At 66.9% G+C, this 21,443-nt stretch carries 25 protein-coding genes and 2 tRNA genes; 19 read left to right on the forward strand and 8 right to left on the reverse strand.

What is annotated here, in order from left to right:
* The first annotated feature begins 25 nt into the window (after positions 1-25).
* The 6 genes from trpE to ACTJI4_RS01220 all read left to right on the forward strand — a co-directional run bounded on the left by trpE (position 26) and on the right by ACTJI4_RS01220 (position 5,518).
* The gene (gene trpE, locus ACTJI4_RS01195) at positions 26-1,501 is read left to right on the forward strand and encodes an anthranilate synthase component I (RefSeq protein ID WP_440868292.1); all 1,476 of its coding nucleotides are present in this window, start codon (positions 26-28) and stop codon (positions 1,499-1,501) included.
* Positions 1,502-1,565: 64 nt separating this feature from the next.
* On the forward strand, positions 1,566-2,360 hold the full coding sequence (locus tag ACTJI4_RS01200) for an SIMPL domain-containing protein (RefSeq protein ID WP_440868293.1): 795 nt from the start codon (positions 1,566-1,568) through the stop codon (positions 2,358-2,360).
* Between the two features lie 2 nt (positions 2,361-2,362).
* Positions 2,363-2,950 (forward strand): anthranilate synthase component II, encoded by a 588-nt coding sequence (locus ACTJI4_RS01205; RefSeq protein ID WP_440868294.1) that lies wholly within the window; start codon positions 2,363-2,365, stop codon positions 2,948-2,950.
* The gene (trpD, locus tag ACTJI4_RS01210; protein WP_392922695.1) at positions 2,947-4,008 is read left to right on the forward strand and encodes an anthranilate phosphoribosyltransferase; all 1,062 of its coding nucleotides are present in this window, start codon (positions 2,947-2,949) and stop codon (positions 4,006-4,008) included. Before ACTJI4_RS01205 ends, trpD begins: the two co-directional genes overlap by 4 nt.
* Positions 4,005-4,808 carry an indole-3-glycerol phosphate synthase TrpC gene (trpC, locus tag ACTJI4_RS01215; RefSeq protein WP_392922697.1) on the forward strand — a complete coding sequence of 268 codons (804 nt, stop codon included), beginning with the start codon at positions 4,005-4,007 and terminating at the stop codon, positions 4,806-4,808. Before trpD ends, trpC begins: the two co-directional genes overlap by 4 nt.
* Positions 4,805-5,518, forward strand: a complete 714-nt coding sequence (locus ACTJI4_RS01220) for a haloacid dehalogenase-like hydrolase (protein ID WP_392922700.1) — start codon at positions 4,805-4,807, stop codon at positions 5,516-5,518. Before trpC ends, ACTJI4_RS01220 begins: the two co-directional genes overlap by 4 nt.
* 114 nt (positions 5,519-5,632) lie before the next feature.
* Here the strand turns inward: ACTJI4_RS01220 and ACTJI4_RS01225 are convergent, their stop codons facing one another.
* Both ACTJI4_RS01225 and crp read right to left on the reverse strand, forming a co-directional pair.
* Positions 5,633-6,394 (reverse strand): sulfite exporter TauE/SafE family protein, encoded by a 762-nt coding sequence (locus tag ACTJI4_RS01225; RefSeq protein WP_392922702.1) that lies wholly within the window; start codon positions 6,392-6,394, stop codon positions 5,633-5,635.
* Between the two features lie 69 nt (positions 6,395-6,463).
* Positions 6,464-7,129 (reverse strand): cAMP-activated global transcriptional regulator CRP, encoded by a 666-nt coding sequence (crp, locus tag ACTJI4_RS01230; protein WP_392922704.1) that lies wholly within the window; start codon positions 7,127-7,129, stop codon positions 6,464-6,466.
* Between the two features lie 171 nt (positions 7,130-7,300).
* Between crp and speD the strand changes: the two genes are divergently transcribed.
* Both speD and ACTJI4_RS01240 read left to right on the forward strand, forming a co-directional pair.
* Positions 7,301-8,095, forward strand: coding sequence for an adenosylmethionine decarboxylase (gene speD / locus ACTJI4_RS01235; RefSeq protein ID WP_017354544.1), 795 nt, complete (start codon positions 7,301-7,303; stop codon positions 8,093-8,095).
* Between the two features lie 170 nt (positions 8,096-8,265).
* Positions 8,266-8,583: a DMT family transporter gene (locus ACTJI4_RS01240; protein ID WP_440868295.1), complete on the forward strand. Its 318-nt coding sequence runs from the start codon at positions 8,266-8,268 to the stop codon at positions 8,581-8,583.
* Positions 8,584-8,585: 2 nt separating this feature from the next.
* On the opposite strand, the gene coq7 is transcribed toward ACTJI4_RS01240, so the two are convergent.
* Positions 8,586-9,230 carry a 2-polyprenyl-3-methyl-6-methoxy-1,4-benzoquinone monooxygenase gene (gene coq7 / locus ACTJI4_RS01245; RefSeq protein WP_392922710.1) on the reverse strand — a complete coding sequence of 215 codons (645 nt, stop codon included), beginning with the start codon at positions 9,228-9,230 and terminating at the stop codon, positions 8,586-8,588.
* A 182-nt stretch (positions 9,231-9,412) separates the two neighbouring features.
* On the opposite strand from coq7, the gene rplM reads away from it, so the two are divergent.
* Both rplM and rpsI read left to right on the forward strand, forming a co-directional pair.
* Positions 9,413-9,841 carry a 50S ribosomal protein L13 gene (rplM, locus tag ACTJI4_RS01250; protein ID WP_017354548.1) on the forward strand — a complete coding sequence of 143 codons (429 nt, stop codon included), beginning with the start codon at positions 9,413-9,415 and terminating at the stop codon, positions 9,839-9,841.
* A 2-nt stretch (positions 9,842-9,843) separates the two neighbouring features.
* On the forward strand, positions 9,844-10,236 hold the full coding sequence (gene rpsI, locus ACTJI4_RS01255; RefSeq protein WP_017354549.1) for a 30S ribosomal protein S9: 393 nt from the start codon (positions 9,844-9,846) through the stop codon (positions 10,234-10,236).
* A 99-nt stretch (positions 10,237-10,335) separates the two neighbouring features.
* Here the strand turns inward: rpsI and ACTJI4_RS01260 are convergent, their stop codons facing one another.
* Complete coding sequence (locus tag ACTJI4_RS01260) at positions 10,336-10,971, reverse strand: RNA pyrophosphohydrolase (RefSeq protein ID WP_440868296.1); 636 nt, start codon at positions 10,969-10,971, stop codon at positions 10,336-10,338.
* A gap of 121 nt (positions 10,972-11,092) precedes the next feature.
* Here ACTJI4_RS01260 and ACTJI4_RS01265 point away from each other — a divergent pair.
* The 4 genes from ACTJI4_RS01265 to bfr all read left to right on the forward strand — a co-directional run bounded on the left by ACTJI4_RS01265 (position 11,093) and on the right by bfr (position 12,292).
* Positions 11,093-11,169: transfer RNA gene (locus tag ACTJI4_RS01265), tRNA-Met, on the forward strand.
* Between the two features lie 49 nt (positions 11,170-11,218).
* A tRNA-Gln gene (locus ACTJI4_RS01270) sits at positions 11,219-11,293 on the forward strand.
* A gap of 146 nt (positions 11,294-11,439) precedes the next feature.
* Positions 11,440-11,646 carry a (2Fe-2S)-binding protein gene (locus tag ACTJI4_RS01275; protein WP_214904481.1) on the forward strand — a complete coding sequence of 69 codons (207 nt, stop codon included), beginning with the start codon at positions 11,440-11,442 and terminating at the stop codon, positions 11,644-11,646.
* Between the two features lie 175 nt (positions 11,647-11,821).
* Positions 11,822-12,292, forward strand: coding sequence for a bacterioferritin (bfr, locus tag ACTJI4_RS01280; RefSeq protein ID WP_282243312.1), 471 nt, complete (start codon positions 11,822-11,824; stop codon positions 12,290-12,292).
* A 1-nt stretch (position 12,293) separates the two neighbouring features.
* On the opposite strand, the gene ACTJI4_RS01285 is transcribed toward bfr, so the two are convergent.
* From ACTJI4_RS01285 to ACTJI4_RS01295, 3 genes are read right to left on the reverse strand one after another with little or no spacing between them, the layout of a single operon-like run.
* A complete protein-coding gene (locus tag ACTJI4_RS01285) occupies positions 12,294-14,582 on the reverse strand; it encodes an ATP-binding protein (RefSeq protein WP_440868618.1) in 2,289 nt (762 codons plus the stop codon).
* A gap of 38 nt (positions 14,583-14,620) precedes the next feature.
* Positions 14,621-16,498, reverse strand: a complete 1,878-nt coding sequence (locus ACTJI4_RS01290) for an EAL domain-containing protein (RefSeq protein WP_392922723.1) — start codon at positions 16,496-16,498, stop codon at positions 14,621-14,623.
* A 24-nt stretch (positions 16,499-16,522) separates the two neighbouring features.
* The gene (locus tag ACTJI4_RS01295; RefSeq protein WP_440868297.1) at positions 16,523-17,146 is read right to left on the reverse strand and encodes a DUF4126 domain-containing protein; all 624 of its coding nucleotides are present in this window, start codon (positions 17,144-17,146) and stop codon (positions 16,523-16,525) included.
* Positions 17,147-17,328: 182 nt separating this feature from the next.
* On the opposite strand from ACTJI4_RS01295, the gene ACTJI4_RS01300 reads away from it, so the two are divergent.
* From ACTJI4_RS01300 to ampE, 5 genes are all read left to right on the forward strand, one after another.
* Positions 17,329-18,081 (forward strand): DUF6776 family protein, encoded by a 753-nt coding sequence (locus ACTJI4_RS01300; RefSeq protein WP_392922728.1) that lies wholly within the window; start codon positions 17,329-17,331, stop codon positions 18,079-18,081.
* 4 nt (positions 18,082-18,085) lie between these two features.
* Positions 18,086-18,550, forward strand: a complete 465-nt coding sequence (locus tag ACTJI4_RS01305) for a bactofilin family protein (RefSeq protein WP_440868298.1) — start codon at positions 18,086-18,088, stop codon at positions 18,548-18,550.
* Between the two features lie 46 nt (positions 18,551-18,596).
* Positions 18,597-18,992, forward strand: coding sequence for an iron-sulfur cluster insertion protein ErpA (erpA, locus tag ACTJI4_RS01310; protein ID WP_392922734.1), 396 nt, complete (start codon positions 18,597-18,599; stop codon positions 18,990-18,992).
* A gap of 63 nt (positions 18,993-19,055) precedes the next feature.
* On the forward strand, positions 19,056-19,961 hold the full coding sequence (gene nudC / locus ACTJI4_RS01315) for an NAD(+) diphosphatase (RefSeq protein ID WP_440868299.1): 906 nt from the start codon (positions 19,056-19,058) through the stop codon (positions 19,959-19,961).
* Positions 19,962-20,072: 111 nt separating this feature from the next.
* Positions 20,073-20,966, forward strand: a complete 894-nt coding sequence (gene ampE, locus ACTJI4_RS01320; RefSeq protein WP_440868300.1) for a regulatory signaling modulator protein AmpE — start codon at positions 20,073-20,075, stop codon at positions 20,964-20,966.
* Here the strand turns inward: ampE and ACTJI4_RS01325 are convergent.
* Positions 20,963-21,382, reverse strand: a complete 420-nt coding sequence (locus ACTJI4_RS01325; protein ID WP_392922742.1) for a DUF2752 domain-containing protein — start codon at positions 21,380-21,382, stop codon at positions 20,963-20,965. The genes ampE and ACTJI4_RS01325 overlap by 4 nt on opposite strands.
* Between the last annotated feature and the right edge of the window lie 61 nt (positions 21,383-21,443).

The following is a 21,443-nucleotide window of genomic DNA, read 5'->3' on the forward strand; positions in this document are numbered from 1 at the left end:
GCCGTTTCCCGGAAGGAAAGTCGTCTTGATCACGCTCGAGCAGTTCCAGCAGCAGGCCGCTGAAGGCCACACCCGCATCCCCGTCGTCCGTGAAGTGCTGTCCGACCTGGACACGCCGCTTTCGGTCTATCTGAAGCTCGCCGACGGCCCGCATACCTATCTGTTTGAATCGGTCGAAGGCGGCGAACGCTTCGGGCGCTATTCCATCATCGGCCTGCCGGCCCGCCGCGTGTACGCCTTCCACGGCCACACCCTGACCGTCAGCGAAGCGGGCCAGGTGGTGGAAATCCGTGAGGTGGCCGACCCGTTCACCGAAGTGGAGGCGCTGCGCAGCGCCCATTCGGTGCCCAAGCTGGCCGGGCTGCCGGGCTTCACCGGCGGCCTGGTGGGCTGGTTCGGGTTCGAGTGCATCGGCTACATCGAACCGCGTCTGGCCCCGCCGCGCGGCCGCGATGAACTGGGGACGCCGGACATCCTGCTGCTGCATTCCGAAGAGCTGGCGGTGTTTGACAACCTCAAGGGGCGCCTGTACCTGATCGTGCATGCCGACCCGGGCCAGCCCGGTGCGTGGGACGAGGCGCAGGCGCGGCTGGACGGCCTGGTCGCCAAGCTGCGCGCCCCCGGCGCGGGCTACCCGGTGCCGATCACCCGCGATGTGCTGGACGAGAACGATTTCGTCTCCGGCTTCACACGCGAAGGCTTCATCGCCGCCGTGGACAAGTCCAAGGAGTACATCCGCGCCGGCGACATCTTCCAGGTGGTGCTCAGCCAGCGCCTGAGCGTGCCGTTCAAGGCGCGCCCGGTGGATGTGTACCGCGCGCTGCGCGCGCTGAACCCGTCGCCGTACATGTACTTCCTCGACACCGGCGACGTGCAGGTGGTCGGCTCCTCGCCGGAAATCCTGGTGCGCCTGCAGGACGGGGAGGTCACTGTGCGTCCCATCGCCGGTACCCGCCCGCGCGGCGCCACGGTGGAAGAAGACAACGCGCTGGAAGCCGAACTGCTGGCCGATCCGAAGGAGCGCGCCGAGCACCTCATGCTGATCGACCTGGGGCGCAACGACGCCGGCCGCGTTTCCAAGGCCGGCACGGTGGAAGTGGGCGAACAGTTCGTGATCGAACGCTACAGCCACGTGATGCACATCGTCAGCGAGGTCACCGGGCAGCTGCAGCCCGGCCTGAGCTACGCCGACGTGCTGCGCGCCACGTTCCCCGCGGGTACCGTGAGCGGTGCGCCGAAGATCCGCGCGCTGGAAGTCATCCGCGAGCTCGAGCCGATCAAGCGGAATGTGTACGCCGGCAGCATCGGCTACATCGGCTGGCACGGCGATGCCGACACCGCTATTGCGATCCGCACCGCAGTGATCAAGGACGGCCGCCTGCACGTGCAGGCCGGCGCGGGCATTGTCTATGACTCGGACCCGGGCAAGGAATGGGACGAGACCATGAACAAGGGGCGCGCGCTGTTCCGCGCCGTGGCCCAGGCCGCCAAGGGCCTGTGACGTTTTCGTGCCGTGGCCAGGGCCACGGCGTTCGCTGCATTCCTCACCGACAAGGATCAACCGCATGAAGCTGCTGCACGCACTGCTGCTGTCGTCGACGCTGGCCATGGCGGCCCCGGATGCAGGGGCGCAGGCCAATACCGTGCCCTCCGAGCCGCACTTGCTGGTCAAGGGCAACGCCAGCCGCACCGTACTGCCGGACCGCTTCGCGGTGAAGATCGCGCTGGAGTCGGTGGACATGCAGACCGACATCGCCCGGAAGCGCGTGCAGGCCAACAGCGAGCGCGTGATGGAGCTGTTTACCCAGCATGGCGCCATCGCCGATACGGTACGCGCCGACAACCTCAGCATCGCGCCGTCCACGCGTTACGACGACGGCAAGGACGTATTCGAAGGCACGGCGGTGAGCCGTGACCTGGAGGCGGCGTTTCCGACAGCCGTTGCGTTGCAGGCCTTCCTGGGCAGCCTGAAAGCCAGTCGCGAAGTACAGGTGAGCACCGCTACGCCGACCTACTCCGGCGCAGCCCGCCTGCGTGCCGAGCTCAAGGCGGAAGCGGCGGCACAGACGCGTGCGTCGGCCAAGGGGCTCGCCGATGCCTATGGCGCGCGGATCACCGGGCTGTACAGCATTTCCGACGTGGCGCCGAGCTTCGCCTATGGTGTCCAGGCAGGCATCTGGCCAACCGCGCCCGGCGCACCGGACCGTGAGGATTACGCCGAAGGCCGCTCGCTGGATCGAGTGCAGGTTACGGGCAGCCGCGGCCCCGCGCCCGCCGCGGTGGGCGAACTGCTCGCCGCCGCCCCCATCACGTACACCGAAAACGTGTACGCCATTTTCCTCATCAAAGACGGATCCTGATCATGTTGTTGATGCTCGACAACTACGACAGCTTTACCTACAACCTCGTGCAGTACCTGCAGACGCTGGGTGCCGATGTAAAGGTGGTGCGCAACGACGCCCTGAGCGTTGACGAGATCGCCGCGCTCGCGCCCGAGCACATCGTGATCTCGCCCGGCCCGTGCACGCCCAACGAAGCGGGCGTGTCGCTGGAGCTGATCCGGCGGCTCGGCCCAACCACCCCGATCCTCGGCGTATGCCTGGGGCACCAGGGCATCGGGCAGGTGTACGGCGGCGATGTCATCCGCGCCGGCACCATCATGCACGGCAAGACCTCGCCGATCCGTCACCTGGGCAAGGGCGTGTTCGCCGGCCTGCCGGACCGCTACCAGGCCACCCGCTACCACTCGCTGGTGGTGGACAAGACCACGCTGCCCGACTGCCTGGAAGTGACCGCCTGGACCGAGAATGAGGACGGTACGATCGAAGAGATCATGGGCCTGCGCCATCGCGAACACCCGGTGGAAGGCGTGCAGTTCCACCCCGAATCGATCCTCACCGAGCACGGCCACGCCCTGCTGAAGAATTTCCTGCACAGGAACCCCGCATGACCTTCTCCCCCCAGGAAGCCCTGCAACGCACCATCGAGCATCGCGAAATCTTCTTCGACGAGATGGTCGACCTGATGCACCAGGTGATGCGCGGTGAAGTCTCACCGGTGATGACCGCTGCGATCCTCACCGGCCTGCGGGTCAAAAAGGAAACCGTGGGCGAGATCGCCGGCGCGGCCACCGTGATGCGCGAGCTGGCGCTGGCGGTGCCGGTGGAAGACAAGACCCACCTGATCGACATCGTCGGTACCGGTGGTGATGGCTCGCACACCTTCAACATCTCCACCTGCGCCATGTTCGTGGTCGCCGCCGCCGGTGCCAAGGTGGCCAAGCACGGCAACCGCAGCGTGTCGTCCAAGTCCGGCAGCGCCGATGCGGTGGAAGCCCTGGGCGCCGTCATCGAGCTGCAGCCATACCAGGTGGCCCGCGCGATCAGCGAAACCGGTATCGGCTTCATGTTCGCGCCGATGCACCACCCCGCGATGAAGCGGGTGGCGCCGGTGCGGCGTGAGATGGGCGTGCGCACCATCTTCAACATCCTTGGCCCGCTGACCAACCCAGTGGGTGCCACCAATGTGCTGATGGGCGTGTTCCACCCCGACCTGGTCGGCATCCAGGCGCGCGTGCTGCGCGAGCTGGGCGCCGAGCGCGCCATGGTGGTGTGGGGGCGCGACAACATGGATGAGATCTCGCTCGGCGCCGGCACGCTGGTCGGCGAGCTGCGCGACGGCAAAGTGCGCGAATACGAGATCCACCCGGAAGATTTCGGCATCGCGATGTCGGCCAGCCGCAACCTCAAGGTCAGCGGCCCGGAAGAATCGATCGCGATGCTGCGTGGCGTGCTCGACAACCAGCCCGGCCCGGCGCTGGATATCGTGGCGCTGAATGCCGGTGCGGCGCTGTACGTGGCCGGTGTGGCCAGCAGCATCGCCGACGGCCTGGCGCGTGCCCGCGCGGCCATCGCCGACGGCAGCGCGCACCAGCGCATGCAGGATTATGTGGCTGCCACCCGGCGGCTGGCCGATAATGGCCAGCCTGAAGGACCCCGAACGACATGAGCGACAAGAGCGACATCCTCGAGACCATCCTGGCCCGCAAGGCCGTTGAAGTGGCCGAGCGCCGTGCCCGGGTCCCCCTGGAAACGCTGCAGGCACGCCTGGCGGGCGCCCCGCCGGTGCGCGGCTTTGCCGATGCACTGCGCGCCTCGATCGCGGCTGGCAGCCCGGCGGTGATCGCCGAGGTGAAGAAGGCCAGCCCGTCCAAGGGCGTGATCCGCCCGGACTTCCACCCGGCCGACATCGCGGTGAGCTACGAATTCGGCGGCGCCAGCTGCCTGTCGGTGCTGACCGACGTGGACTTCTTCCAGGGCGACGACGCTTACCTCCAGCAGGCGCGTGATGCCTGCACCCTGCCGGTGCTGCGCAAGGACTTCGTGATCGATGCATACCAGGTTTACGAAGCCCGTGTGCTGGGCGCCGACTGCATTCTGCTGATCGTGGCCGCGCTGGAGGACCGCCAGCTGGCCGAGCTGTCCGGCCTGGCCATGCAGCTGGGCATGGATGTGCTGGTGGAAGTGCACGATATCGACGAGCTCGAACGCGCCATCCAGGTGCCGGTCCCGCTGATCGGCATCAACAACCGCAACCTGCGTACCTTCGAGGTGTCGCTGCAGACCACCCTGGACATGCGCCAGGCCGTGCCGCGCGACCGCCTGCTGGTGACCGAGAGCGGCATCCTGGGCGCCGACGACGTCAGTCTGATGCGCAGCGCCGGCGTGCACGCGTTCCTGGTGGGCGAGGCCTTCATGCGGGTCGAAGAACCCGGCGAGGGCCTGCGTCAGCTATTCTTCAGCGCATGACTGCGATCTACCCGACTCCGCGCGACGATGCGCCGCTGGTGGTCTTCGACTTCGACCACACCCTGTACGACGGCGATTCCGGCAGCCACCTGTTCGCCTCGCTGATCAAGCGCAATCCGCTGCGGCTGCTGGCCGCGCTGCTGGTCACGCCGATCGCCGGACCGCTGGTGGCGATGCTGCCCACGCGCCGCACGGGCATTTCAGTGTATGTCTGGATCGCCACGTTCGGTCTGCATCGTGCGCGCGAATTCAACCGCGTCATCGACGCCTACGTGCTCAAGCACGAGCCGCAGCTGCGCGCCAAGCTGCTGCCGCAGGCGCTGGAGGTGTTCGCCGCGCACCGCGCGCAGGGCGATCGGGTCGTGGTCGCCACCGGCGCACCGCCGGAGCTGGCCCGTGCCATCCTGGCGTTTGTCGCCCATCAGGGCGTGCCGGTGATCGGCAGTGAGGTAGGCCCGCGCTTCGGTGCGGTGGGCGCTACCCGCCATTGCCACAACGAAGAGAAGATGCGCATGCTGCGCGAGCGCGGCTATGGCGACATCGACGTGGCCTACTCGGACAGCACCGCCGACCTGCCGCTTCTGCTGGCGGCCAAGGCCCCGGTGGTGGTGAACCCCAAGCACTCCAAGGTGGCGTTCTTCCGCCAGGTGCTCAAGCCCGGCACCCGCATCCTCAACTGGGGCTGCGTGGACCGCGGCGGCGACCGGTAAGGCCGTATCGACCAACGGTCGATACCTACCGATCAAGCGGTAGCGCACGCCCGTTGTACCGATCAGGCGGTAGCGCACGACCGTTGGTCGTGCGGCGGCGCACTGCGCCGGCCATCACGCGCCCCACCATCCGCGAACGGCCCGGCTGATCTGGAACAGGCTGATCGACAGCACCAGCACCCCCACGGCCACCAGCACCCAACGTTCCTTTACCCGCTTGACCAGCACGGCCGCCAGCGGGGCGGCCATCATGCCGCCGATCAGCAGGCCGGCCACGATGTTCAGGTGCTGCAGGCCCATCGAGAGCAGGAAGGTGATCGATACCGACAGGGTCACCACGAATTCGGCCGCGTTGACCGTGCCGATGGTGGTGCGGGCCTGGCCGCCCCGGGCGAGCAGGGTGGAAGTGGCCACCGGGCCCCAGCCGCCGCCGCCGCTTGCGTCCAGCAACCCGGCAATGAAGCCCAGCACCGGCACCCGCTTCACTTCCTGGCGCGGCACCAGCCTTCCGGCCGCGCGCAGCAGGATGAAGATCGCCAGGATCAACAGATAGCCGTAGATGAAGGGGCGGATCGCATCACCTGGCAGCTGGGTCAGTACGTAGGCGCCCAGCACCCCGCCCACCGCGCCCGGCAGGGCCAGGCGCAGGAACAACCGCTTGTCCACGTTCCCGGCGACGAGGTGCGAAACGCCGGAGGCGCCTGTCGTGAACACCTCAGCGGTATGCACGCTTGCGCTGACCGCCGCCGGCGGCAGGCCCATGCTGAGCATCACGGAGGAAGAGACAAGCCCGAACGCCATGCCCAGCGCGCCGTCCACCAGCTGCGCGCCAAGCCCGATCAGGATGAACCAGTAGAATTCGCTGCCAGGTGCCATGTGTTGAGACTAGCGGCAGTCCGTGAATGCCGCGAACACGCGCTGGACGGCGGCGCAGGGCGCCGGCATTTACCGGGTGCCGTACAGAACGACCGTTTTCCCCCGTGCATGCAGCAGCCCATCGCTCTGCAGCTTCTTCAGCACGCGGCCGGCCATTTCACGCGAGCAGCCGACCAGGCGGGCCAGCTCCTGGCGCGACACGCGCAGCTGGGTGCCTTGCGGATGGCTCATGGCCTCCGGTTCGCGGGCCAGGTCGTGCAGCGTGCGCACGATGCGATCGGTGACATCCAGGAACGCCAGGCGGCTGGCCTTGCGGCTGGTATCGAGCAGTCGCTTGGAGACCTGCTGGCCCAGGGCGTACAGCAGCCGGGGCGCGTCGGTGGAAAGCGGGCCCAGGAACAGCTGGTGCAGCCGCTCGTAGCTGATCTCGGCCAGCTCGCAGGGCGTCCGGGTGCGCAGGATCACCTCACGGCGGTCGGTTTCCACGAACAGGCCCATTTCGCCCACGAACTCGCCGGAACCGAAGTAGCCCAGCACCAGTTCGCGGTCGTCCTCTTCTTCAGCAATTATGGAAACTGAGCCGCTGATCACGTAATACAGGGTGCCGGCGGGGTCGCCGGGGCGGAAAACGTCCGTGCGGGCCGGGTAGCGGCGTCGGTGGCTGTGGGCCAGAAAGCGGTCAATGGTGGCGATGTCCAGGGCCAATGGACTTGTGGCAAGGCGCACAGATGACACGTTGAGGCGCTCCCTTTGCTCATGAACAATTCACGGCTATGTGCCGCGAGCTTAACGATCAGGGTTGTGAAGGGCAAACCCCAACACAGCAACTTGTTTCAATGCAAGTTTCGCCCCCGATCACTTTGCCCCATAATTGATCCTTTCCCACCACACACAGGATCGACCGCCGTGGTCAAGCCGTTGCCTCGCCTGAGGTTGCAGGGTTTCAACAACCTCACCAAGGCGCTGAGCTTCAACATCTATGACGTGTGTTACGCCCGCACCGAAGAGGAGCGTCAGCGTTACATTGAATACATCGATGAAGAGTACAACGCCGATAGGCTGACTCAAATCTTGACCGATGTCGCCGAGATCATCGGCGCCAACATCCTCAATGTCGCGCGCCAGGATTACGATCCGCAGGGCGCGTCGGTGACGATCCTGATCTCCGAAGAGCCGGTGATCGACAAGAAGCTGGCGGGCAAGGAGTTGATCTCCGATGCCGTGGTAGCGCACATGGACAAGAGCCACATCACCGTCCATACCTACCCCGAAACCCACCCGCAGGAGGGCATCGCCACGTTCCGCGCGGACATCGATGTGGCCACCTGTGGCGTGATTTCGCCGCTGAAGGCGCTGAACTACCTGATCGAGAGCCTGGAATCGGACATCGTGATCATGGACTACCGCGTCCGTGGCTTCACCCGTGACGTGAAGGGCAAGAAGCACTACATCGATCACAAGATCAACTCGATCCAGAACTTCCTGGCCAAGAACATCAAGTCGCGTTACGAGATGTTCGACGTCAACGTCTACCAGGAAAACATCTTCCACACGAAGATGCACCTGAAGGACTTCGACCTGGACCAGTACCTGTTCGAGGAAAAGGCCAAGAACATCTCGTTCAAGGAACGCATGAAGATCGAAGCGCTGCTCAAGCGCGAGATCGAAGAGCTGTTCCACGGCCGCAACCTGTCCGAGTAACACTACGCGACACCCGCCCGGGCCCTGGCGCGGGTGGTGCTGCGAAAGGCGGGACGCCCCGCCCTGTGGAACATCTGTTTTGCGCAGAAGTAATGTTCCACGGCAAGCTGCCGACGACGGTCCGGTGTGAAGACACCGGACCGTTTTGTTTTTGTTTAGGAGGCAACCCCATGCCCTGGATCTACCTGCTGCTGGCCGGCATCTTTGAAATCGGCTTCGCCCTTGGCCTGAAGTACAGCGACGGCTTCAGCAAGCCGTGGCCCACCGTGGGCACCCTCATTTCCGCCGGTATCAGCCTGTACCTGCTGACCCATGCCCTGCGCACCATCCCGGTGGGGACGGGTTACGCGGTCTGGACCGGCATCGGTGCGCTGGGCGTGGCGACCCTGGGCATTTTTCTGTTCGGGGACAGCGCCTCGGCGCCGCGGCTGGCCTGCATCGGGCTCATCGTAGCCGGGGTGATCGGCCTGAAGCTGGTTTCCGGCTGACTTTAAAGCCGGTAGGCGATGGTCTTCATGACCTTCGACGCCAGTGCCATCACCGCCGGGATCGGCGGCGGCAGCCGGCGCGCGCCGGCATGTTCGGCGTGGTCGGCGTGCCTGGCCTCATCGATTTTCATCACCTTGAGGATCTCGCGGCTGCGCTGGTCGGTCGGGGGCAGGGTATCCAGGTGCTCGTCCAGGTGGGCTTCGACCTGCCGCTCGGTTTCCACCACGAAGCCCAGGTTCCAGCCATCCCCGCGCAGCCCGGCCAGCGTGCCGATGGTATAGCTGCCGGCATACCAGATCGGGTTGAACAGGCTGGGCCGGCTGTCCAGCTCGCGCAGGCGCCGGGCGCACCAGGCCAGGTGGTCGGTCTCTTCCTGGGCCGCCTCGAGCAGGTGGGCGCGGGTTTCCGGCTCACGCGCCACTGCCGCCTGGCCGAAGTACAGGCCCTGCGCGCAGACCTCGCCGACATGGTTGATCCGCATCAGGCCGGCCGCGTGGCGGCGGGCCGGGGTCGGCATCGGTACGTCCGGGGTTGCCTCGGCCGGGTACGGGCGGCTGGCCGGCGGGTTGCCGAACACCGTGTCCAAAGCGCGCTGCGCCTCGGTCAGCAGATGGTCGAGCGGGGTGATCTGGCGGAGCGCAGTCATGCGGTCGGGCATCGCGGCTGGGGATCATCGATTCTCACCCCCTGGAGCCGGTCTGCCAAGCCGTGCTACCGGCCGATTTGCATGTGGGCCAAATGGCCAGTACAATCCCGCCTCTTCACAACGCGTGGCAGAGTTCCGGCCGCTCCATGGCCGCAATGAGCCCGACCTACTTGAGTTCTTCCATGAGCACTTTCACTGCAAAGTCCGAGACCGTCCAGCGCGACTGGTATCTCGTCGACGCCTCCGGCAAGACGCTGGGCCGTCTGTCCACCGAGCTGGCCCGCCGTCTGCGCGGCAAGCACAAGCCGGTCTACACCCCCCACGTTGATACCGGTGATTACCTGGTTGTCATCAATGCAGAGAAGATTGCCGTCACCGGCAACAAGCTGCAGGACAAGCTGTACCACCGCTTCACTGGCTACATCGGCAACCTGAAGACCGAAACTCTGGCCCAGGCGCTGGAGCGCCACCCGGAGCGCGTCATCGAAACCGCCGTCAAGGGCATGCTGCCGAAGGGCCCGCTGGGCCGCGCCATGTACCGCAAGCTCAAGGTGTACTCGGGTTCCGAGCACCCGCACGCCGCTCAGCAGCCCCAGGTTCTGGATATCTAATCATGGCTATCACTCAAAACTACGGCACCGGCCGCCGCAAGTCCTCCACCGCCCGCGTGTTCCTGCGCAAGGGCGCCGGCAACATCACCGTCAATGGCCGTCCGCTGGACGAGTTCTTTGGCCGTGAAACCGCACGCATGATCGTGCGTCAGCCGCTGGAACTGACCAAGAACACCGAATCGTTCGACATCATGGTCACCGCCGCTGGCGGCGGCACCACCGGCCAGGCCGGTGCGATCCGCCTGGGCATCGCCCGCGCGCTGGTCGAGTACGACGAAACCCTGAAGTCCGAGCTGCGCAAGGCTGGCTTCATGACCCGTGACGCCCGTGAAGTCGAGCGTAAGAAGGTCGGCCTGCACAAGGCACGTCGCGCCACCCAGTTCTCCAAGCGCTGATCCATCGCGCCTGGCGTGGGATCCTCCGGGATCCCGCTGGGAGGAAAGCAAAAGCCCGGCTTCGGCCGGGCTTTTGTCGTTTCAGCGTGCCGGGAGCACTTACACCGCGCCCGGGTCGCCCTTGACCTTGCTGCGTGGCCAGTAGCCGCCCCCACGCTTGGGCGCGGGCGAGCGCTTGCGCGGTCGGTCGTGCCCCGCCGCATGCCCCGGCATCCAGGCTTCCTGGGCGGACTTGGGCATGGCGTCCACGCCGGTCCCGGCCACCCCGCGCGCCAAGGGCGCCAGATGACGCAGTGCCCGCGCATAGACCCCGCGCTTGAACATCACCACGTGCTCGACCGGATACCAGAAATCCACCCAGCGCCACTGGTCGAACTCGGGGCTGTCGGTATGGTCCAGTTTCACGTGCGATTCGTCGCCGGCCAGGCGCAGCAGGAACCAGACCTGCTTCTGGCCGATGCAGACTTGCCGTTCATTACGGCGGACGGCCCGTGCCGGCAGGCGATAGCGCAGCCAGCCCGGTGTCGCACCCAGCACTTCGACGTGCTCTGGCAACAGCCCGGTTTCTTCATGCAACTCGCGATACATGGCTTCGACAGGCGTCTCGTCGGTATTCATGCCACCCTGCGGGAACTGCCAGCCATCCCGGCGCACACGTCGTGCCCAGAACACCTGCCCGTCCTGCCGCATCAGCACGATGCCGACGTTCGGTCGATAGCCGTCCGGATCGATCACGATGCGGACTCCTAGAAAAATCTACTGGTCAGGACTGTGACACGCCCGCTGCCCACTCACAAGCGCGGTGAAAAGGTGTTGACAGATTCCGTTTACATGTCCAGAATTGCCGGCTCACTAAGGCTATGTAGCTCAGCCGGTTAGAGCACAGCACTCATAATGCTGGGGTCGGTGGTTCGAGTCCACCCATAGCCACCAAGTCCGCTTGGTTTTCCAGTGAGAAAGTGCAACAATTGCACGCACGTTTTGCCCCGTCGCCAAGCGGTAAGGCACCTGACTCTGACTCAGGCATTCGGTGGTTCGAATCCATCCGGGGCAGCCAAATACGAAAAAGACCGATCGAAAGATCGGTCTTTTTTTTGGCATGCTGAATCGTATCGAGAATGATTCAGTTACGAAATTGACAACCATTCTCGTTTCGATTGGAATACGCACAGGCCGATCCGGGCCTGCCTGCCGAGTCCGCACGTGTACGTCTGCATCTGTAACGGGGTAACCGACCACCAGATCCGCGAAGCCGCCCAGAGCGGTGTCGCCAGCGTGTCCGAGCTGACCATGCGCACCGGCTGCGGCGCCACCTGCGGTTCCTGCCTGGACATGGCGGCGGATCTGCTGGCCAAGGCCCGCTCCGTTGATCTGCCGCTACCCGTGCTGGGTCTGGCCCAGGTAGCCTGACGGCAACCTGGTCCAGCCCCGCCAAGGTCATCCGACCAACGGTCGGCTGCTACGGGATCATTCCTGCGCCTGGGGCGACGCCCCGCCGTAAACCGATCGATCATGATTCGCGTTCCCTCATTGGTTGCGGGGACGCGCTACAGTGCCGGCGTTTTCACGCTGCAGGAGCACGGTCATGAAAGGCGACGCCAAGGTCATCGAATTCCTCAACAAGGTCCTCTACAACGAGCTGACCGCGATCAACCAGTACTTCCTGCATGCCAAGATGCTGAAGAACTGGGGTCTGAAGGAACTGGCCGACCACGAATACAAGGAATCGATCGAGGAGATGAAGCACGCCGACGTGCTCTCCGATCGCATCCTGTTCCTTGAGGGACTGCCGAACTTCCAGGCGCTGGGCAAGCTGCGCATCGGCGAGAACCCCACCGAGATCCTGCAGTGCGACCTCGCCCTCGAGCGCGAAGGCACCGTCACCCTGCGCGAAGCGGTGGCTTACGCTGATTCGGTCGGCGATTACGTCAGCCGCCAGCTGTTCGTGAAGATCCTCGACAACGAGGAAGAGCATATCGACTGGCTGGAAACCCAGCTGGAATTGATCGAGCGCATCGGCGAGCCGAACTACCTGCTCACCAAGCTGGAAGACTGATTCAGCGCGTGGCCGTGACGCGGATGCTGGCCTGGTAACCGGCCAGCGCCAACCGTGCACGCGCGTATTCGGCAATCAGCAGCGCCACGGCCACGGCCGGGCGCTCCAGCGTACCGGCGCGGGCATCGTGTTCAATCCGACGTGCCGCCACCGACAACGCCATCGCCCCTACGTTCGCACTGGCCGACTTCAGGCTGTGCGCCAGCGCGCGCAGTTTTTCCAGGTCGCCGGCCACCGAGGCGTCCTGCAGCTGCCGGATCAACGGCGGGGTGTCTTCCAGGAACACGGCGATGATGGTGGCCGTCTCCGCACCGATCACCTCCTGCAGCTCATCCAGCACGCCGCTGTCGAGCACCCCGGGTGTGGCGTCGTCACTGCTGTCGTCCGCGACCAGCGGCGGCATGGGCGGCGGTGACCGGGTGGGGGCGGGTGGCAGCACCGGTGTCCTGCGGGCCTCCGCGGCGTTGTCCTCCGCCGCGATCTGCCAGCGCAGCAGACAGGCCTGCAGCGACTCGCGGTTGACCGGCTTGGACAGGTAATCGTCCATGCCCGCCTGCAGGCAGCGCTCACGGTCGCCAGCCATTGCGTTGGCAGTCATCGCCACGATCGGCAGGCGGGTGCGGCCTTCGGCCGCTTCCTGCTCACGCCAGCGGCGGGTGGCGCTGTAGCCATCCAGGACCGGCATCTGGCAGTCCATCAGCACCAGGTCGAAGGCGTGGTCCTGCAACTGCTGCAGGCCCTGCTGGCCATCGGTGGCGGTGGTGACGGTGCAGCCCAGCACCTGCAGCAGGCGCTGGGCGACCAGCAGGTTGACGCTGTTGTCTTCCACCAGCAGCACGCGCAGGCCAAGCTGCGGCGCGTCCAACGGGCCGCTGCAGGGCTCCACGCTGGCCAGCAGGGGGGCCGGGCGCGCACTGGCTACCGCCGGGCGCAGCACCGCATGCAGATCCACGTCACCGGCCTCGCGCGGCAACACGCAGGTGTTCTCGCGCAGCAGCGCGGCCAGCGGGTCGTCGCCCTGCAGCCAGAGCAGGCGCGGGGTGGGCGTGCGGGCATCGTGCAGTACGGCGCGGTGCAGCGCGGTAGCGCCATGGCGCAGCGCGTGGCTGTCGGCGATCACCCAGACCAGGTCCGGTTCGATGCCCGGGCGCACCGGCGCGCGCAGAATGTCCAGCGCGGCAGAGGCGCTGTCCACCGTGTGCAGGCGGATGTCGTGGTGCTGCAGCACGCGTTGCAGACGCTGCACCAGCAGCGGATCTTCGCTGACCAGCAGAGCGCGGGTGGTCAGCGGCGCGGCCGGCAGGTCGCCGACAACCTTCAGCAGCGGAATCTCGAACCAGAACGTGGCGCCGTGGCGCGGGGTCGAACTCACCCCGATGTTGCCGTGCATCAGGTCGATGATGCGTTTGCAGATGGCCAGGCCCAGGCCGGTGCCGCCGTAAATGCGGGTAGTGGACGCGTCAGCCTGGCTGAAGGACTGGAACAACCGCGCCTGCAGGGTGCCGTCGATACCGATGCCGGTGTCGATCACTTCGAAGCGCAGCTGATGCTGGCTGGCGGTCTCGCCCTGGCGGGTGACCCGCAGGCGGATCTGGCCGCGCTCGGTGAACTTGATGGCGTTCACCATCAGGTTGCCCAGCACCTGGCGCAGCCGCACCGGGTCGCCGCGCACCGACAGGCGCACGGCCGGGTCCAGCTCCAGCGACACCGCCAGGCCCTTGGCTTCGGCGCTGCGCTGCATGAGCTGGACGATGCCTTCCAGCAGCTCGCGCAGGTTGAACGTGGTGATCTCCAGGTCCAGGCCTTTGGCCTCCAGCCGGGAGTAATCCAGGATGTCATCGACGATGCGCAGCAGCTGCTGCGAGCTGACCGTGGCGGTCTGCAGCATCTGCCGCTGGTCGGTACCCAGCTGGCCGCGCGCGATCAGGTCCAGCATCGGCAGGATGCCGTTGAGCGGAGTGCGTATCTCGTGGCTCATGGTGGCCAGGAACTCGCCCTTGGCCAGCGCGGCGGCTTCGGCCGCCTGCTTGGCCTGGAGCAGCTCCTGCTCGAGCATGTCCTGCTGTTGCATCGCGCGCTGCAGGTGGTCGCGCTCACTGGCCAGCGCCTCCTGGCGGCGCTGGCCCGATGCCAGCTGCGCCTGCATGTCGCGCCAGCGGCCCACGCAGACCAGCGCGCTGACCACGGCCACGGCGGCCGAGCCGACGGCAATGATGGGCCACGGGCCATGGGCGCCGGCCGCAGCCATGCCGCTGGCCGTAGCCGCCAGTGCGGCTGCGATCGCAGCCAGCCACAGTGCGGAGGGTACCCGTCCTTGGGTCGCCATGGTCAGAGCACCGCGGTGTGGAAGTCGAAGTTGAGCTCGCTCCCGGCCGACTGCACCATGTTGCCCTGGATGAAATCGACCCCGCCCATCCACATCGCCGCGGCGGCCTGGGGGTCTTCGATCTGCTGGCCGATGATCAGCGCCCCGGCGCGGTGCGCGGCATCGATGGCGCCGCGCAGTTCATCGCGGGTCTGCTGGTTGGCATGGCTGCTGGAGAAGCGCGCGGCCATGCGCACGAAGGCCAGCGGCAGCTGGCCGAGCAGGGCATTGGCTTCGCCGCTGGGCTCGAACTGGCTCAGGCAGAAGCGTACGCCGGCCGCGCTCATGCGCGCGCAGAACTGCTGCAGGGTGACAGTGTGGATCAGCGCGTCGGGCAGGCGCACGTCGATGACCAGCGCGCTGCCCGGCAACTGGCGTTGCTGCAGGGTTTCCAGCAGCCAGTCGGCAAAGGCATCGCGGGCCAGCGTGCGCAGCGATTGCGACACGAACAGGCTCAGCGGCTGGGTGGCGTGCCGGTACAGGTCGAGCAGGCCCAGCGCATGGTCCAGCACCTGCTGGTCCAGGTCGGCGATGCGCCCGGCCGCTTCCGCGGCGGGAATCACCTGGCCGGCGTTGAGCACGCTGCCATCGGCCTGGCGCAGGCGCAGCAGCACCTGGTACTGCGCGGTGTTGCCGCCGGCGACGGCGACGATGGGCTGGTAGGCCGGTTCAAGCTGTCCTTCCAGAATCGCCAGGTGTTCCTGCGCGGCGACGTCCTCGCGGCGCACGTGCGCGGCCACGCCGGAGGGCAGCAGCCGCGCCTGAAGCGTGGTGCGTTCCACTGCTTCCAATGCGGTGCCGGCATCGCCGAAGCCGCCGGAAAGCCGGGCATGCCCGACCACGCCCCGAAGGTGCACCGATTCCTCGTCGCGGATGACGAAGGAACGCGCGGACAGTTCATCGCGCAGCTGGTGCGCCGTCGCGTCCAGCGACTCCTCGTCCAGCCCGCGGGCTAGGACCAGGAAGCTGTTGTCGTTCAGGCGCGCCAGCAGGTGCGGGTGCGCGTTGTCGGCAAGGCGCTGCGCGGCCTGCACCATCAGCCGCTCGAACGCCGCATAGCCATAGCGTTCGCGAAGGCCCAGTGCGCTGGCCACCTCGATGAAGAACAGGCCGCCACGGTCGCCGTGCGACAACGCCGCGCCCAGCTGCTGCATCACGTGGTGGCGGGTGGGCAGGCCGGTCTCGGGGTTGTTCATCGCCGGCGCGCCCTGCGCGCCGGGCTGCAGGGCCGCCTGCGCGCGAGCGCGGCGGATCCGGTTGGACACCGCGGCAATCAGGTGGCGCGGGCGGATCGGTTTGCTCAGGAAATCGTCGGCGCCGCTGTCGAGCACTTCGAACTGGCGCTCCGGGTCCGGGTCGCCGCTGAGAAACACGATCGGCAGCAGCTGCTGGCCAGGCTGCTGGCGGATCAGTGCGGTCAGGCGCATGCCATCCAGACCCGGCAGGTGCAGGTCCATCAGGATCAGGTCCGGGCGCTGTTCGTTGATCACCTGCTGTACGCCTTCGGCCTCGCTGTGCACGATGGCTTCCATGCCGGCGCCATGCAGTACGCTCTGTGCGAACAGGGCCTGGGAGCGGTCGTCCTCGACGATCAGCACGCGATAGGGTGCCTCGCTGCCCAGCAGCGGCGGACTGGCATCGTCGTGCTGCCACTGCGACGGCGGCAGCACCGGCGGCGCAGACACCGCAGCGGCGGCTGCGGCGTTGAGCGGCACCACGTTGCTTGGCGTGGGCGCCGCGGCGGGCACGTCGGCACCAGCCCAGCGCTGCCAATGATCAGCGGGCGGGGTTTCGGCGCGGGTGACGCGGGTGGATGCAACAGCGTTGTCTTGGACGGCCATCAGTACTCCCAGTCTGCGGCGCGATTATGCGGCATCGCGGTCGGCCAGTGCCCCGGGCTTGCCCGCCGGTTGCCGCAGCAGCCAGCGCATGCCCTTCCACAGGGTGCGCCAGACCAGCCAGACCACCAGCGCGCCGACCAGACTGCAGGCCACCACCACGATCAATGCCATCCACGGGTGCGCCAGCGCCAACGCCAGGCCGCCGACTACCACGGTGTCTTCCGCCGCCGACGCCACCCAGTTGCTGGCCGGCTCCGGCGAGGTGTTGAGCAGGGCGCGGGTGCCTGATTTCAGACCATGGCTGGCCAGCGCCACGCCGGCACCGGCGGCCAGCGCCGTGGTGCTGAGTTCGCCAGTGGGCGAGAGCGTGGCGGCGGCCAGGAAGGCGCCGGCCGGTACCCGCGCCAGGGTCTGCACCAGGTCCCAGGCCGAGTCGACCCCGGGAATCTTGTCGGCGACGAATTCCGTTATGGCCAGTGCAGCCGAGGTGCCCAGCACCCACCACGATTCAGTGGCCTGCAGTGCCGGCGGCAGCTCGACCCAGCCCAGCAGCCCGGCCAGGCCCACCCCGAACACCGTCAGGTACACGCGGATGCCGGCCAGCCAGGCCAGCAGGATGCCGATCACGAACAGGTGGGCCTCGGTCATGGCAGGCGCTCCGGCGAAAGTGTGCACAGGCCCACACTATCGGGGATGACGACCCTGAACGCTACTGTCCCGGAGGGGGAAAGGGGCGAAAAATGTGCCACCCCTGACTTACACTAACGAGTCGCTCTTCCCGACAGGGGTCGTGTCGGTATCGCCCAAGTTGCGGTGCCGCCGTATTCGCCATGAACAACCCGACACCTTCCCGTATCCAGATCCGCCGCCCCGGTTCCCCGGTGGCGCCTGATCGCCGCCGGCTGCTGATCCTGGCCGGCATCTGGCTGGCCAGCCTGGTCCTGGCTGCGCTGCTGGGCCGTTGGACCGCCGGTCCCGGTGGCGACGCCGGCCGCCAGCTGGACGCCGCCGAAGCGCGCGTGGAAACCCTGCAGAAGCAGGTGGTGGAACTGCAGCAGACCCAGGCCACGCTGCAGGCGTCGGATCGGATCAGCCGCGCGGCCAACAACGAGGTGCAGGCCTCGCTGGGCGAACGCGATGAGGAAATCGCCGGACTCCGCGCCGACGTGGCCTTCTACGAGCGCCTGGTCGGATCCACCAGCCAGCGCAAAGGCCTGAACACCCATTCCATTGAATTCTCGCCGGAAGCGGGGGGCACCTGGCAGTACGCCGTGGTACTGACCCAGAACCTCAACCGTGGCGCGATCAGCCAGGGCCAGATGCGCTTTACGGTTGAAGGCGTCAAGGACGGCAAGCTGACCTCGGTCAGCTGGGACGAGCTGCACCAGCGCACCAAGGTGCCGGGCCAGGATTACTCCTTCCGGTACTTCCAGCAGCTCACCGGCAGCATCATGTTGCCCAAGGACTTCACCCCGCAACGTGTGCGGGTCACGCTGGGAACCGGCGCAGGGGGCGCCACCCAGGTATTCGACTGGAAGCAGTCCGGGGCACCGGCTGCAGCAACGGCAAAAGAAGGGGAGTAAGCCCATGTTTGGCAGCAACAAATCCAACCGCGACGGTCATCTGGTCGTGGACGCGCTGATCGGCGCGCAGGTGGTGATCCGGGGAGACGTGGAATTCAGCGGTGGCCTGTACGTGGAAGGCACCATCCTGGGCAAGGTGATCGCCCAGGACGGCGCCACCAATGCCACCCTCACGCTGGCCGAGCAGGGCAGCATCGAAGGTGAGATCCGCGCCCACGTGGTGGTGGTCAGTGGTCGCCTGGATGGCGACGTGCACGCCAGCGAACGGGTCGAGCTGACTCCCACCGCCCGCGTCACCGGCAATGTTCACTACCAGGTGGTGGAGATGAACGCAGGCGCCCAGCTGACCGGCCGCCTCATCCACGGCGGCGCCCAGATGGCGCTGCCGCCGCCGGCTGACGACAGCGCCGAACGGAAGGATGGCAAGGACGGCAGTGCCCGCAAGAAGCTGGCCGAAGCCATGGCCTGAACGGCCGGTGCTTGAAAGCGTGCCCATGCACCCCCATGCTGGGGGCATGAGCACGCTAGTTTCCCTTCCCGGCGCCCCCACCCCTGCCGCCGCGCCGAATTACCAGACGCTGGATCGCCCGCTGAACTTCACCGAAGCCGCTGCGGCCAAGGTCAAGGAACTGATCCAGGACGAGCCCGGCGATGGGCTGGCCCTGCGTGTCTACATCCAGGGCGGTGGCTGTTCCGGCTTCCAGTATGGCTTCGAGTTCGACGAGAACCGTGCCGAGGATGACCTGGCCGTAGACACCAACGGCGTGACCCTGCTGGTCGACCCGCTCAGCCTGCAGTACCTGATGGGTGCCGAAGTGGATTACACCGAAAGCCTGACCGGCGCGCAGTTCGTGATCCGCAATCCGAACGCCAAAACCACCTGCGGCTGCGGCAGCAGTTTCAGCATGTGACCGGTTGGGCGATGCCGCACGGCACCGCTTGCTGTTCGGGTTGAATAGCGGCAGGCTTCAGGGATGTCCAACGTCTCCTTGCCGCTTGCCGGTTTTGCTTTCACCACCGAACCCCTTGAACGCGCCGACAGCCTGCGCGACGACGCCGATGCGTTGTTGCGGATGTGGCCGCAGGCCCACGTGCTTGTGCTGGACCCCGATGGCCGCGCGCTGGCCGGCGACGACGGCCAGCCGCTTGCGCTGACCGGCGCCCAGGTCGGGGGTGGCCCCGGCACGGCCATATTTCTCGGCCTACGCGGCGAGCAGGCGTGGTTCTCGGTCGAATCCGCCGCGGTGGATGCCACGGCTCCCCAGCGCGTGGACCTGCGCGAATCGGCCACCACCTGGTCGGCCGCCGATGCCAGCGCCTTCTGCTACGCCCGCGGCATGTCGTACTGGCAGTCGCGCACCCGCTTCTGCGGGGTGTGCGGCGGTGCCGTGGCCTTCACCCGTGGTGGCTTCGTCGGCCGCTGCGCCAAGTGCAACACCGAGCACTACCCGCGCGTGGACCCGGCGGTGATCGTGGCGGTGGAAAACAATGGCCGCCTGCTGCTCGGACGGCAGGCCAACTGGGCCCCGCGCCGGTACTCGGTGCTGGCCGGGTTCGTCGAGCCGGGCGAATCGCTGGAGCAGACCGTGGTCCGTGAGGTCTTCGAGGAAAGCCGGGTGCGGGTGCGTACCTGCAGCTACCTGGGTACCCAGCCGTGGCCATTCCCGGGCGCGCTGATGCTGGGCTTCAGCGCAACGGCTGAAGATGACGTGCCGACCGTAGACGGCGAGCTGGAAGATGCACGCTGGTTCAGCGCCGAGGAAGTGGGCGCGGCACTGGCACGCGACATCGAGGACGACGGGGCGAGCATCCGGCTGTCGCCGCCGATCTCGATCTCACGCAGTCTGATCGAGCACTGGTACCGCAGCCAAGTAAGCTGACCGGCACCACGTTGCCGCTGCCTGAACGCGGGGCGGCATACATTACCTGTGGCCCGGGGAATTGCCGGGCCCCAAGGCATAGTAGCGCCCAGAAACCGAACGGAGGCCGCCATGTTCACCACCCTGGTCGCAGTACTGGTCGCCTTGGCTCTGGGCCATGTCGCGCCTGCCGCGGCCGTGGCGCTGCGCCGTTTCGGCTGGTACCGGCGTTGGCTGCAGTGGCTGGACGCCCACGCCGCCGAAACCGGCTTCTGGCGTGGGCGCCACGGCTGGCTGTTGGCAGTGGTTCCGTTCGTGCTGTGTCTGGCCCTGCTGCAATGGGCGTTGCATGACCGCCTGTTCGGCCTGCCGTCGCTGCTGCTGGGCATCGCCACGCTGGTGGTGTGCTGGGGCCCGCGCGATCTGGACCGTGACGTGGAAGCGGTGATCGATGCCGATGATGCGCATGCCCGCCATGCCGCCATCGGCCAGCTGCAGTCGGCCGGTGGCAGCCTGCACGAGGACGTGCCGTCGCTGGTGGAAGTTACCGTGCTCAACGCGCTGCGGCGCTGGTTCGCGGTGCTGTTCTGGTTCCTCCTGCTGGGCCCGGTGGGCGCGCTGGCGTACCGCCTGCTGGTGCTGCTGGCGGTGGGGCCGCTGCGCTCGCTGGCCGACGTCGAGACAACCGCCGGCGCGCGCCAGGTCGTGTCGTGGCTGGAATGGCCGGTCGCGCAGCTGATGTCGCTGTCGATGGCGCTGGTGGGCAACTTCGATACCGCCTTCAAGGCCTGGCGCGAGGCGCACGGTAATCGCTGGTCCGCCTCCAGGAACTTTTTGGGCGCCGTGGCGCGGGCCAGCGTCAGTGCCGAACTTCGTGAAGACGCGCACGATTACAGCGATGCGGGCATGGTGCCGGTGTGGCGCCGCCTGCCGGAACTGCGCGACGCGATGAGCCTGGTCTGGCGGATGCTGTTGTTGTGGATGGCAGCGCTTGCGTTGCTGGTCATCGCCGGTTGGGTGACCTAGGGCGCCAGCAGCGCGAACGGCATCCATGGCAGGTTGCGCAGCACCGCATAGCCGACCAGCAGCACCAGCCAGAAGGTGGGATTGGCCAGCACCCGCATCAGCGGGTCCAATGCGCGCATGCGCACGCCTGCGTTGTTGAGCAGCATCAACAGCAGGAACGGCAGCGAGATAACCAGCAACGGATTCATCGCCATCGCGCCGGACCAGTCGAAGTGGACCAGCGAATACAGGCAGCGGGTGCTGCCACAGCCGGGACAGTACAACCCGGTCAACGCATACAGCGGGCAACCCGGCAGCGGGCTGTTGCCGGCATACGGGCTGACATGGCGCAGCACCACGGTCGCGCCCACGGCCAGCCCGGCCGTGACGGCCAGCGGCGTCCAACGCGACAGGGTGGAACGGGAAGGCATCGTCATGACGGCAGAACGGCCCGAGCCGGGCACCCTTCGCGGGCGCCGGACCGGGCCGTCCAGGGGG

This window comes from Stenotrophomonas sp. 22385 (assembly GCF_052045085.1).
Classification (GTDB): domain Bacteria; phylum Pseudomonadota; class Gammaproteobacteria; order Xanthomonadales; family Xanthomonadaceae; genus Stenotrophomonas.